Source organism: Prevotella amnii CRIS 21A-A (assembly GCF_000177355.1).
Lineage (GTDB): Bacteria > Bacteroidota > Bacteroidia > Bacteroidales > Bacteroidaceae > Prevotella > Prevotella amnii.
In genome coordinates, this window is record NZ_ADFQ01000064.1 from 32,206 (window position 1) to 45,876 (window position 13,671).

At 40.9% G+C, this 13,671-nt stretch carries 9 protein-coding genes; 3 read left to right on the forward strand and 6 right to left on the reverse strand.

What is annotated here, in order from left to right; translation table 11 throughout:
* Window positions 1-2: 2 nt before the first annotated feature.
* The 4 genes from truB to HMPREF9018_RS05760 are packed head-to-tail and all read right to left on the reverse strand — an operon-like array spanning window position 3 to window position 2,735.
* Window positions 3-704 carry a tRNA pseudouridine(55) synthase TruB gene (gene truB / locus HMPREF9018_RS05745; protein WP_008449368.1) on the reverse strand — a complete coding sequence of 234 codons (702 nt, stop codon included), beginning with the start codon at window positions 702-704 and terminating at the stop codon, window positions 3-5.
* 34 nt (window positions 705-738) lie between these two features.
* Window positions 739-1,593 (reverse strand): undecaprenyl-diphosphate phosphatase, encoded by an 855-nt coding sequence (locus HMPREF9018_RS05750; RefSeq protein ID WP_008449288.1) that lies wholly within the window; start codon window positions 1,591-1,593, stop codon window positions 739-741.
* The gene (locus HMPREF9018_RS05755) at window positions 1,593-1,829 is read right to left on the reverse strand and encodes a DUF3098 domain-containing protein (RefSeq protein WP_008449341.1); all 237 of its coding nucleotides are present in this window, start codon (window positions 1,827-1,829) and stop codon (window positions 1,593-1,595) included. The genes HMPREF9018_RS05750 and HMPREF9018_RS05755 overlap by 1 nt, the downstream gene beginning before the upstream one ends.
* A gap of 27 nt (window positions 1,830-1,856) precedes the next feature.
* Window positions 1,857-2,735, reverse strand: a complete 879-nt coding sequence (locus HMPREF9018_RS05760; protein WP_008449327.1) for a cell division protein FtsX — start codon at window positions 2,733-2,735, stop codon at window positions 1,857-1,859.
* Window positions 2,736-2,928: 193 nt separating this feature from the next.
* Here HMPREF9018_RS05760 and HMPREF9018_RS05765 point away from each other — a divergent pair, with 193 nt between their 5' ends.
* The 3 genes from HMPREF9018_RS05765 (at window position 2,929) to HMPREF9018_RS05775 (ending at window position 6,026) form a co-directional block, all read left to right on the forward strand.
* Complete coding sequence (locus tag HMPREF9018_RS05765) at window positions 2,929-3,711, forward strand: radical SAM protein (RefSeq protein ID WP_008449330.1); 783 nt, start codon at window positions 2,929-2,931, stop codon at window positions 3,709-3,711.
* 519 nt (window positions 3,712-4,230) lie between these two features.
* Entirely contained in the window at window positions 4,231-4,422 is a 192-nt protein-coding gene (locus HMPREF9018_RS05770) for a hypothetical protein (protein WP_100067228.1), read from the forward strand.
* Between the two features lie 56 nt (window positions 4,423-4,478).
* Window positions 4,479-6,026 (forward strand): hypothetical protein, encoded by a 1,548-nt coding sequence (locus tag HMPREF9018_RS05775; RefSeq protein ID WP_008449344.1) that lies wholly within the window; start codon window positions 4,479-4,481, stop codon window positions 6,024-6,026.
* A 151-nt stretch (window positions 6,027-6,177) separates the two neighbouring features.
* On the opposite strand, the gene tamL is transcribed toward HMPREF9018_RS05775, so the two are convergent.
* Both tamL and HMPREF9018_RS05785 read right to left on the reverse strand, forming a co-directional pair.
* Complete coding sequence (tamL, locus tag HMPREF9018_RS05780; RefSeq protein ID WP_008449242.1) at window positions 6,178-8,520, reverse strand: translocation and assembly module lipoprotein TamL; 2,343 nt, start codon at window positions 8,518-8,520, stop codon at window positions 6,178-6,180.
* Between the two features lie 24 nt (window positions 8,521-8,544).
* Window positions 8,545-13,665 carry a translocation/assembly module TamB domain-containing protein gene (locus HMPREF9018_RS05785; protein ID WP_008449312.1) on the reverse strand — a complete coding sequence of 1,707 codons (5,121 nt, stop codon included), beginning with the start codon at window positions 13,663-13,665 and terminating at the stop codon, window positions 8,545-8,547.
* Window positions 13,666-13,671: the final 6 nt, after the last annotated feature.

The following is a 13,671-nucleotide window of genomic DNA, read 5'->3' on the forward strand; positions in this document are numbered from 1 at the left end:
GTTTATTCTTTTTCTATTGTTTGACTACTTAACCACTTATCAAAATTGTCATAATCGATACAGTCGTCTATATTAATTGCACCTACCCGCACTCTGCGCAACGACCTTAGATAAGCACCGCTATGTATAAAGCGACCAAAGTCGCGTGCCAAAGCACGAATATAAGTACCCTTACCACAAACTACCCTTATGGTAATCTGCATCTTATAAGAATCGAATGATTGTAATTCTATCTCATCTATCTGAACCGTTTTTGGCTTTAGCTCCACCTGCTGACCATCACGACGAAGAGTGTAAGCACGCTGTCCTGACACTTTCACCGCACTATACGTAGGCGGCACCTGCTGTATCTCGCCCACAAAGCTCTGCAAAGCATCTCTTATAAGCTCCTCTGTAATATGAGCTGTTGGGAAACTCTCGTTCTCTTCATGCTCCATATCGTAACTATCAGTGGTAGCTCCTAACTGCAACGTAGCTACATACTCCTTAGTATGCGCCTGCAAAGACTCTATGAGCTTTGTCTTTCTACCCGTTGCAAGTATCAACACCCCCGTTGCTAAAGGATCTAAAGTGCCTGCATGACCTATTTTTACCTTGCCATCATTTACCTTACTGCAAAGGTAACGTATATGAGCCAACGCCTTAAAACTGGTTATACCATACGGCTTATCTATCGGAATAATAACCCCTTCTGTAAAATTCATATTTCTTATAAGGTGATAACAAATAATATTACTCTTACTCTATCATATTAAGATTAACACCCATTGCTAACAATATCAGGATAATACCACCCACTATGATACGATACCAGCCAAACAGACGAAAACCATACTTTGTAAGAAAACTAACAAACCACTTCATAGCCAGTAACGCTACTAAAAAAGCTATTACACACCCAAGTGCTAAAACGGTAAGGTTATGAAAGGTAGCCCACTGAGTGCCATGCTTTAACAAGTCGTACAAATCGAGCAATGTAGCAGCTGCCATTAAAGGAACAGCTACAAAAAAAGAAAACTCTGCTGCATGCTTACGCGTCAAGCCGCTTGCCATACCTCCCACTATAGTAGACATAGAACGGCTCATACCCGGCAAAACCGACAAACATTGGAACAGACCTATACAAAAAGCACGCCTTACATTTACCCTGTTCTCTTGCTTACCTTTATTAAAAAGCCTATCGCAAAAAAGCATAAACACACCGCCTAAAACTAACGTTACTGCCACCACAGAGACAGAATCTAATAGCCAATCGAGCAAACCACTCTTCTTAGCTAATAAGCCTACCACACCTGCAGGAAGACAGCCTATGAAAAGCAGCCAATAAAACCTAAAGAAACGCAATAATGAAGACCCTCTTTCTTTATCGACACACGATACATGCTTAAAACTAAAAAAACGTTTCCAATACAAACATACTACAGACAAGATAGCACCAAACTGTATTATGAACGTAAAAGCATGAACAAAAGGATCGCCTTGCTTAACACCTAAAAGACTTTGGGTTATTATCATGTGCCCTGTAGATGATACAGGCAAAAACTCTGTAATACCCTCTACGATAGCTATAATAATGGTTTGAAAAATAGTCATTAATGCTCTTTGTGCTTTTTAGGTTTATACAAAATAGCACCTATTATAGAAACAAAACCTATAAAGGTTACTATTGGAGCTAACGTGATGCGACGGAAGCTGAAAATGCTAACGTTAAAAAAATGCTCACCTGAACCACTTCCACTCATTAAGATAAAGCCTATCACCACTATTGCCACACCTATAGCAAGCAAGATGAAATTAGCCTTATCGAAAGCAAAATTCTGTTTTTCCATATTGTAAAAAATGTCTTATTCTTATTTCTATATTTTATATAAATCGCCTGCCTTCATACGCAAGAAACGATTAACTGACAATGCCGAACACAGCGTAGCTATAAAAATGCCAAAGCACAACATTATAAGCGCCGTAACAACTAACGTATCCCATGAAAGCACCTTGCTTATCTCTGGCTCATAGCTATACAAAGATAGAACGCAGCCACCTAAAACCACTATGGCTATCAAAGCAGACACAAAGCCCTGCATAATGGCACGCTTTAAGAAAGGAGCACGGATATAACCCCACGAGGCTCCCACAAGCTTCATGGTATGAATGGAAAAACGACGCGCATAAACGCTTAGACGAATAGTGTTGTTTATAAGCGAAAAAGACACTATGGTCAGAAGTATTGCTATAACCGATAACACTATACCTACCTTGCCCAAGGTGTTATTAACACTCTCTACCAAGTCTTGACGATAAGTAACATCGCTAACACCACGATAAGACTTTAGACGCTTTGATATCCAGCTTATAGAGTCGTTATTAGCATAATCGGCTTTAAGATTAACATCTATCTCACTGGTAAAAGGGTTTTGCCCTGCAAACTCGGCAGGATTTGCACCAAGCTCCCTCGTACCATCTGCCAAAGCTTGCTCCTTACTTATATAATTAACCACACTGGTAAACCTTTCGCCCTTAACCTGCTCGTAAAGAGTAGCAGCTGCCTGCTCGTCTATATCGGGCTGAAGAATCATTGTAACGCTAAGATTTTCCTTTACAAAAGAGCTTAGATTGCTGCTGGTAAACACCGTAAGTACCACCATTCCTATTAATATTAACACCATTGCAGTACTAATACAAAGGGTTACAACCTGTAAGCTATGCTGCCTGCGTACTTGCTTTCGCTTTTTTACCATATTATTAAAAAAAATACAATACAACAAATTTTCTACAAAGTTACTGGAAAATAAAATAAGGACAAAAGATTTTATATTTTATTTACGCTATTCATAAGAAAAGCTCACTCTGAGGGAAAGATTATAAACATACCCTTTTGTCTTAAAACATATTTATATTACCTTTGCCAACACAATATTTTTTCAAAGCAATATGAGTACTATTATTTACCCCTCACCCATCTTTGGACCTGTACATAGCCGCCGATTAGGCATTTCGCTCGGCATAAACCTCTTGCCTGCCGATGGCAAAATATGCACCTTCGACTGCATATACTGCGAATGTGGATATAATGCTCAGCGGCACACCTCATCACCCCACCCGCCAAGAGCATTAGTGGCAGAAAAGCTCGAAGAGAAACTAAAAGAAATGAAAGCTAACAATTACGCCCCTGACGTGCTAACCTTTGCCGGCAACGGAGAGCCTACATCGCACCCACACTTTTATGAGATTATACAAGACACCATCAGCCTAAGAAACTTATATTGCCCAACGGCAAAAATATCTGTCCTTAGCAATTCCACTTTCATTCACCGACCAAAGGTACACGAGGCATTAAGAATGGTAGATAACAACATCTTAAAGCTCGACACCATTAACACCGAATGGATAAAAAAGGTAGACCGACCCACAGCACCATCTTATAACGTAAAAAAAACAATAGAAAACATGAAAGCCTTTAAAGGGAAACTGATAATACAAACCATGTTCCTTAAAGGATATAACGACCAAGGGGAAAACATTACTAACACCTCTGAAACATTCGTTGCACCATGGCTCGAAGCCGTCAAAGCCATAGCCCCTAACGAGGTGATGATATACACCATAGAGCGCGAAACACCTGCATCGCACCTAAGAAAAGCCTCACACGAAGAGTTAGACGCTATATGCGAAAGAGTAAAATCGTTAGGAATAGCCTGCCAAGCATCTTATTAAAAGCCCCATAAAGCATAGGCTATTAAAAAACTTACCTTACTACTATCCAAAAGCAAAACACCTGCTTTTGCCTACACAAAAAGGACAGAAAAGAAAGGAAAAGATAAGAGACAGGAGGGAAAAATAAGCTATTTTTAGTGTATTTTTAACCTATTTTTGTTAGAAAAATAATTTATTTTTCCTTCCCAATCATCTCCTTTTTACCAAAAAAGGCTATATTATATATAGAAAAAAAATTACATTTTATAGCTTCTAAAGCCATGCCCTTTCTTACCTACTTTACATAAAAAATAAGCCTCCCTTTCAGTTTTCCGCCTACCTTTATACCAATAAATAACAGCCTAAAAAACAAATAATTAGGTGAAAATATAACAAATATCTTAAAAAAATATAATTCTTGGGGGGGGGGGGGAGAATATGCCTTTTTTAGAAATAAAAGTATTACCTTTGAAAAGGAAAAAGAGATCAAAATAATTAATATGTTTTGGCGCGTGATGCCAAACAAGAAAGGAAAAAGTAATGAAAAAAATGTACGAAAAGCCAGTCGCTACAATTCTAAAAATGGAAGACTCTATGCAGATAATTTGTAGCTCTGGGTTTACAAACAAAGAAAACTTCAAAGTAAATCCGTGGGAAAAACCTGAGGAGACTGACGCGAACGGAACGTCAGAAGCGATAGATGAACTCCCAGACTGGCTAAAAAACCCTTAAAAACATAATATCTTTTATAAAAACACACACACGGTAACAAAACATTATTAAAGCAAATGAAACACTTTTTTTTAAGCTATAAGGCTATTACCGCTGCCCTTACAATGGGTTTGGCAGCTATTACAACATCTTGCTCACAAGATATCGATAATAATAGCACTCATGTTAAAGACTACAAAGCAGAGAGCTCTAAGATAGTAAAGCTAAGCTTTGGACCTCACACACGAGGCACTATGTACGACGAAATATCACAAATGGCAGACAATGCTACCTTTGGTGTATATGGCTATGCACGTAAAGATAATGATCCTATATGCAAAGACCCTAACTTTATTAACAACGGCAGCGCAGAGAAGAAAGACGGTATAGTGCGTGTAGGCGGCAAAGTGGCTACATATAAGGACAACATGCCTAAGGTAAAGATAGCTGCCGTATATCCTAAGCTCGAGGACAACGCCTTTACAAGGACAGGCGATAACACATACACCCTTACATACGCCTTACAACAGGACATGTCTACACAACAAGACTTGCTGATAGGTGAGGCTCCTGAGTTTACCATAACAAGTGAGAACAGCAAAAACGACGTGATAGACGGTGAACAGATTGTAAACATGCATCATGCCCTTACAGCTATCAACTTTGCCATTGGCGACCGCGTACCTACTGGCTACACCATTGAGGGCATTCGCCTAACAGGTCTATATACCAAAGGTACCTGCAAGGTAGACTTATCGAAGACCACTGACGCAGAGCGTTTCACATGGGAAACCTCTGGCGAGAAGAGCTATGTGTTTATTAAGACAAGCAACATCACCACTACACAGGTAAACAGAACCCAGTTTACCGGGCTAAAAACATGCAACAAGTACGACAATCTTACCATCTTCATGATACCACAACCGGTAGGCGATGACGCCATAGCAGAGGTAGTCTTAAAGAAAGATGAAAAATATGGTGCTGATGGAAATATTTATCATGATTCTAGACTTCCACTAAAGCTGATAACCATTCCTCTCAAATTAAAAGATGACAAACCATATACAGCTGGTCAGGTAGAAAAATATAATATAGGTGCTAAGCCTCCTCAGGAAGATTTGAAACCACTATTATATTTTATTAAAAAAGATAATAGTATAGTGACAAGTTCTACAATATTTAATTTAAAAACAGATGCAGATAAAGAAGAAAAAACTAATGAAGGAACTACAAAATATCACTTAACTATATTCAGTGCTCGATACGTAGCGGATAAAAACGATGGTCATGACGGTAAAACATTTACCCCTTTAATAGTGGCACCTCATACGTTTAGAATAGTAAAAATTACGTATGACCATTATTATAAAGGTAAGGATAAAAAGGGCAGAGAAAAAATACTGCGTGAAAAAGACGTAAAAGTACCTGAAGGAAGTGTAGTTGTCGAAGACATAAAGCAGCCTGATAGCAACGATAAGAATGGGCATTTCACCTTAACTTTCAATCCAAAAAAATATCCAGACCTTCCTAAGGGAAAAAAATTTGATAAGATTTACATACACATAGAGCTTGATGGCGCAGTAATGACACTTCAACAATCAGTAAAAGGTTTCCCCCTAAAATAGCCCAACACCCCTAACAGCTGACATCAGGCAAGCAGCTAAGCGGTAAGAAAAGAAAGCGCAACGCCACGTAATGATATACGTAAGGCGTTGCGCTTTATCTTTGCTTATGCGTAGAGCTTTAACATAGAGCAGGCTTAAGAAAGCGAGAGTTTTAGAAGGGCAAGCCTATAGCAAGGTGTAAGGCTTGCGCATCACGGAAAGAAGAGATGTTATAAAAACCTGCCTTACCTGTTGGGTAAGGCACATGGAGGCCTACACCCCAGTCGAGCCTAATCATAAAATAGCCTATGTCGTAACGAAGCCCCACGCCTGTGCCTACACCTATCTGTGTAAGCATATTAGGGAAGAGGAGCTGCCCCAAAGGGCGTTCTGCCTCGTTATGCAAGGTCCATACGTTACCCGCGTCAAGGAAGATAGCCCCATAAAGCTCTCTAAAGAGGTGAGGACGATACTCTATGTTAGCCTGCAGCTTTACGTCCCCAGTCTGCTCTACATAAGACGAGGCTACCGACTTAGAGCGGTATCTGCCCGGTCCTATCTCACGCACATTAAAGGCACGTATGCTGTTAGCTCCGCCTATATAAAACTGTTCCGTATAAGGAGCAGCCTCACTGTTGCCATATACCCATATTATGCCTGCATTAAGATGGGCAGCAAGCGAAGAGAGCTTAGACAGCTGCCAGGTCTTAGTAAAGTTAGTTTCCACTTTAACAAATTGTGCATACGGGTTTTTAAACATCTTTTTATTGCTCTGCTGCCACCTCTTCCCTGCTGCCATATATCCTAAGGAGAGTATGTTAGACGCCTCGCTCACCGTAGTCCACCACTTTATAGGGTTGGCATAGCTGCTACTGCTCATATAGGTGTATTGGAATTGCATCTTAGGTATAAACTGGTCAGCCATAGATATTTTAAGATATGGCAAGTCGTCTGTCATGCTGGTATATGCCTTTGTGGTAGCATTCATATATTCGTAGGTTAAGGTAAGCGGCGAGAAGGTAAACATGCTTTGCTCGGTAGGTTGCCACTGATAGGTAAAATCGGCAGAAGCTACATGACGGCGAAAGTATCCGGCACGGTTAATTACGGCAAAAGACGCCTTTAACGTAGTAGATGGTGTGGAAAAGAAAGCCCTTTTACCTCTTTTCTTAGCAAAGGTTATAAATGTAGGGGTTAAGATGCGTGGATATTGTATGCTTGTTTCCAAGCCATACTCATAGTTGTCTAAGCTAAAAGTGGCATTGCTGTTACTCCGAGCCGTCGACCACGCATAAGAGCCATGCACATTTACGTTAAGCAGTTCGCCTGCTCTAAAGGCATTACGCTTGGTAAGTCCCACTACAAGCTCTGGCCCGTAACGCTGATTTGTCTTACCCTTTCCGTATGCTTCCACAAAAAAGCTATATGGCTTATCAAATACAGCGTCTACGTTTAGGTTAAGCACCTTGCAGGTATCTGTAGCGTCTTTTGGCGAAAAGGTAAAGGCAGCCGTCTGAAAGATACCCGTAGAGCTTAGCTTTTGCCTGTAACGCTGCATCTTCTCATAGTTGTATATTTCGTTTTTCATATCCTCCACCTCGCTACATAGCAAGCGTGGGTGTAGCTGTGGACGCTTACCGTTATAGTTTATAGTAAGGCTCCCGTAGTGCTTATGCTTAGCTAAGGGCTCTTGATAGTCGTGGCGCAGATTTATGGTAACATCTCCTATATGCCACTGTCGTAAGGCTTTGCTGCTCACAGAGTCGGCTAACTGAAGACGAATGTTAGCTCTGCCGCTCACCTCGGCGGTGTCGGCAAGGTAGCTTGCGTTGTTGTTTTGGTAATAGTAGTAACCATTGTCTTTAAAGAGCAGTGTGATGCGTTGTCGCTCTTTTTCTAAAGCAGCAACATCGAAAGGAGAGCCTTTTTTTATTTCAGACTGCTGACGGCTTGCCGCTATGAGCTTGCTCATCTGAGCAGGGAAGTTAGTATAGCTTATGCTATCTATAGTCCACAAGCGTCCCATGCTAACGTTATATCTTAGCTTTACCTTCTTCTTATTGCTTTGCTGTATAGCATCATAGGTTATCTTACCATCAAAATATCCTCTTTTGTTAAGCAGATTCTCTCCCACTTTCACCCTAAGCTCTGGTGTTACGGTGCTTAATGTTACCGGTGTAGAACCAAAAGCCTTTGTTATCCAGCGGCTAAAGCGTGTGGTGTCGTTAGCAAAGGCGTTCCATATCCATAGCCCTATAGGGAAAGGCGAGCGTATAGATGGGCTTCCAAGCAGAGAGCCGTTAGGCTTAGAGGCAAGGACAAGGTCAAGCTCTTCTTGTACATTATAGAAATGGCTGTTCTTGGTGTAGTTATCATATTGTGTTTTCAGCATTCCTGTGTATAGCTGCTGGTCGTCGCGAAGCCCTGACGTGGTGCTACAAGCCGAGAGCATTAACACGGTAATGAGCAAGAGAGGATACTGCTTTTTTAGCTTTTTTATATTCATACGTTTCATTAGCAATATGTGAAAAGAGTAGTTTTAAAATTTTAAAGGAGGATATTTTATAATATCAGGTATGGTATCTGCTATAACAGGCTTTGGCAAGGAGCCGGTATCTTTCCTTAGTCTTAATATGTCCCAAAACCTGCTGATCTTACGTCTCCAAAGAAAACCTATACCATATTCGCTCAGATTACCTTCCAGCCAGTCGTATGCTTCACGTTCGTAATAGAGCTTAAGATATTTTGTTTCGTTCCTGTTAAGGCGATATTCTATGGAGAAATTGTCAAAGTAAGCTCCGTTTTCGCGTGCTAAGGCAGAGCCTGTAGACACACGTCCGCCTAATATTATTTTAAGTCTGTTGTTCCATAGCCGTTTAGAAAACTTAAAAGTATAATCGGTATGTAAAGCCCCGTTTACATCGGCAGCCGTTTCTAAGTTAGCCGAAAGGTCTAACCCCATAGAGTTTAAAGCTCGCCCGGTGATAGAGTTTACTTGCGTTTGCAGGAAACTTGCCAAAGCTCCACTCATGGCATTGTTAGCATTAGAGATATTATCTCCATCGAAATATAATCCTGATGCTAACATCGTTACAGCCAGCTTAGAGCGTTCCTCCACCGATTTTGTCTTCAGCGAGTTAGTCATCTCCTGGTCCTCTGGTGCTTCTATGATAAACTCTATGCTTGGTTTGGGGAACTGCTTGGTAAGTTTCACCCCACAAAGAAAGTCTACTAACCTGCCGCTTCCTGTCCCCGTAGACACATTAGCACGTACGTTTTCGGTAGCCTCTATGTTTAGCGTAGGCAGCATAGGGTCGCCTGTAAAGTTTACATAGCTTCCTTGCCTTATGTAAAAGGTGCGCAGAGGTATTACGTCCATAGTATATTTCATCTTACCACTGTTTAGCGTATATCGTCCACGTAGCTGCACACCATTAACGGGGTCGTAGCTAAGGTTTAGGTTTCCCCCTCCTATCATGTCTATGTAGTTAGTATGTTCGGGGTTAAGGATAGTTTTTATACGTGCTTGCTCGTCTATGTTCATGTGTAAGTCCATAGAGAATCCTTTGAGATCGCCGCGTGGTATCACCTTAGTGGTAGTATCTTTAAAGTTAGCGAACTTCACCAAGTCTTGCAGCTTTGTATCGCTCATTAGGCTTTGATCTTTAACAATATAGTTCATATCGGTGCTGCCAAGCACGTTAAGTATGCCAGACAGGTGAAGATTGCTTACCTCTCCCCTCACACTTCCCATAAAATCTACTATAGCTTTACCATAGGCTTCTGAGCGTGGGTTCTCTTTAGCATTGATAAGCTGGAAGTTTTGAGCACGAAGAGCCACATTAAGCATCATATTGTTAGTGTTTGAGATGTCTAATGTGCCGTTAAGCGTTAAGGGATTGTTATTGTTGTCATACAGCTTAAAGTCGGTAAGAGCTATTTTGCTATCCTCTATTACCAAAGGTTTCTCACCAAAGCGCATCTTTACGCCATAGGGATCGCTCCTTAGATAAGCCCCATGAGCATATACCTTACCTGTTATGTCAAGACTGCTTAGCTTGCCTTGCACGGTAAGAGAGCCTTCGCCTTCACCATATAAGCCTACTATCTTTTCAGGTACAAAACCATTAACATAGCTTAAAGGGAACTTGTTCATGCTTAAAACAGCGTTAAGGCAGCCCTCGCCTGCGCTGTCGTAAGTACCATTAAGCGTACCCACTTCTACATCGTCCTTACTTATTATAGCGTCTATGTAATGGCTTTTATCCCCTTTTGGCATATATACCATTTGTAAGCCTACGTTGCCTATAGGACTGTTTTCATAAACAAAGTGTTTTATGCCCATATCGCTCGACACGCTTACCTGTGTAGGTGTTTGTATAATGTGGTAATCGCCGTCTAACTCTCCTGAAAGGTTTGGCATGAAAGGTATTAACCTAAAGAGATAGCCTAACTCAAACTTATGCACAGAGAGTGTGAGGTTTTGCAGCGAAGCTTCATCATCGTCGTCGGTGCGTACCTTAAGACCAGTGCCGTCTTTAGCCACAAAATCGAGGTTAGCAGATACGCGCTTATCTCGTCCTATATAGATATAGTTTAAAGGGTTTACATTAAAGGTTTTATATCCCACTATAGCTTGTTTTGATATGATGTTAAAACGCAAACCATTCTCTGCCATAGCAAGCTGCAAACCTATATCTATACCTACACGTCCTTTTTCGTCAAGAATGGCAGAGTGGGTTTTTATACCACCTTCATATAACGCTCCATCAAAGAAAGCTGTGTAAGGATAGCTGTTTTTAGAGCTATTGGCAACCCATGCGTTATACCCTATCTTGCCATCGGTGCTCTTTAGCTCTATATTAACCTTATCCATTTGCATACTATCGCATACTAAAGAGTCTATTTTTATAACGCCATCTAACCCTCTACTGGGAGAAGACATTAAGCTAACATCAGTATGTGCGAAGCTATAACCTTTGCTTGACAGAAGCTCTCTAAAGAGGTTTGAGCTTCCAGACTTGAGCTGTAAGATGCCACGCGGCAAGAGGTTAAGCAGTGCCTGCTGGTCTATATGCTTATCCTTTATCTGCTTAATAATAGCCTGAGAGAGGGCATCAGCGTTCTTACCCAGTTGTAACAAGCCCTTATCCATAGTAGTATATAAATGGAAATCGCCGCCATCTACCTTTGCCGTAAAGCTGTTTTGCTTGCTTGCTACATCTATTAGCACATCGTCTGTGGTATATTGCTTGTTTTTTTCGTCTATAACAACTTTGCCCAATAAGCCCTTAGCTTTAAGCTCATCACCCCCATTCGATGCAAAGGATATGTTTAGCTCTCCGCTTGCACGTAAAGGCTTATCTACAACACCCACCTCATAGAGGTCTGCATGAGAAAGATTACCTTCCAAGCTGCCCCCTATATGCTTGCCTTTCATAGATAGGCTCATGTCAAAAGAGCCCTTTAGCAGCGGTATAACAGTGTTATCACGATGTTCTGTAAGAGCAAAATCGCTCACCTTGCCCGTTATGTTATGGCTATTAGCACCACTTTGGGTATAAAGAATATTAGCCCTTGTGCCTATATGGTAAGCCTTCTTGGTTATGTTAAGGGCTTTTAGGTTAGCATCTACGATGTAGCCTTGCAGCTTTGCTTGCATACGCTTTCCAGCTACATCAACCATAGCAAGAAGATTGTCCGTTAAGAGTAATTGTTTGCCTCGTTTGCTTTCGTCAGTAATCTTAAGAGTGTGAAGCGTGCCTTTAAAGAAATGCTTATCCTTCATGTTAGAACTTACATGAGCATCTGTCCACCCCGATAAGACATAACGCTCTTTCATAGCTCCTAACGAGTGTAGGTCTATGCGTGTAAGATGTCCTTTTATACGCCCGTCTATGAGCTTTGAGGACACATTACCTTTGTAAGTAAACCGCCCTCCTATCATCTTGTTAGTACTGTTAATAGCTGCAAAGAGCTTATTGCCGTGCTTACTTATCTTACCACGAAAACCATCTAAGGTATATTTATCATATCTTAGCTGTGCTATGTTCATAGCAACTGTGCTATATGAGCTTCGGCTCATCACGTCCGTTCCCCTGCCATAAGCCATCAGAGCACCGGAGAAACGGCTAAGCCCCATTGTAGGCAGAAAATGGTGTAAGGGAAATTGGCGTGCTTTTATGTTTGCTTTATAGCTGTTAGCATGTATGTTATAAGCAAAAAGAGCCTTTACCGTTCCGCCTCCCTGCGAGAGAAACATATTACCGGCATAGTAATTTTTGCCAAGAGTAAGATGCCCATTAACACCAATATTACGCGGTAGAAGAAGAGTTTTTGCTATACTTTTAGGCATTATATCTCTTATAAAGTAGAGGTTCTCGGCATTACCCTTAATACTAAAATTGCTATAAAAGGGCTGTTTACCAACGATGTTGGCTATATTGCCCGAGCCTGAAAAATCAAAGTGTCCTAACATGGCTATTCGCAACTTACGAAAAGAGATGTGTTGTAAGTTGCCCACCACAGTGCCACTCATTTTTAAAGGAGCAGCAGGCAGACTTTTATATACGCTTCGAGGCATAGCATAGAGGAAAGGCTTAAGATCAGCCTTAGTAACATACCCTTCTAAAGCTGTAGTAAGCCTGCCCGGATTAATAGCATCGAAAGCATTTAGATCCATTGCCAAGCGTCCGTTTAGCATAGAAGTAGGCAGCTTAATATGGAAGTCTGACAGATTTATAGCCTTATTATTATAAGCAAAAGCACCAGAAAGCTCGTTTATATTAAGCCCACTGCCTTCCCTCATATTGGCAGCACGCACTGCAAACTTTAGACATTCCTTAGAAAATATAAAAGAGCTTAGCCCTATGTTTATGTCTTTTATATGTAAGTGGTTAGCATCAAACCCTTTTTGTTTTGCCTTTTTATAAGGCAAAACATACGAAAAAGCTCCACCATTCCAGTCGAACTGACCTATTTTATATATGTCGTCATGTAAAAGGAGCTGTGTTTGTAGAGCCTCAACTTTATCGAACTGTGCCTTTAGCTGCAAAGAGTCTCCGGGAAGGTGCAGCGCAAAACGGGTTTTGTCTATATTTATTTTATCTATCTTAATTTTCCAAAGCGTCTTTTTTTTAGTAGTATCCTTAGGTATAGTATCGCCCAAGGCTATATCTAACCAGCCGCCTCGTATGTCTGCCCTATTGAGCTTTAACGCCTCGTCCTTAATATCTATATTATGACTTATTAAGTGTAACCTGTCTATATCTCCACGAATGCGAAGGTCGCCTATGAAATTAGCAGTATTAGCTTTTAGCTTTTTAAAGGTAAGCTCATCTACCTCTACCTTACCATCTATGAGCGGCATAAGCTGTACCTTTGCTATAAGTTGTTGCATATCAGCAATGGTATCTATCTTGTTTTTTATAGATAGGTTAGGCTGAGTCAAGAGAAGGCTATCCAGCTGCAAATCTAACGGGAAGCTAAGCCTTACGTGTTTTAAGCTAACGGTCATATTAGTAGTTTCAGAAACGTGAGCAGCCACTTTTTTTACAGCCCAATTCTGCACTGGCGGTATATAAAGTAGTAATAGTAATAACAAGAAAGTAATAACAGGCGTCAGCACAATGGCTATCATAACCTTTAGTCCTTTTTTCATAAGCGT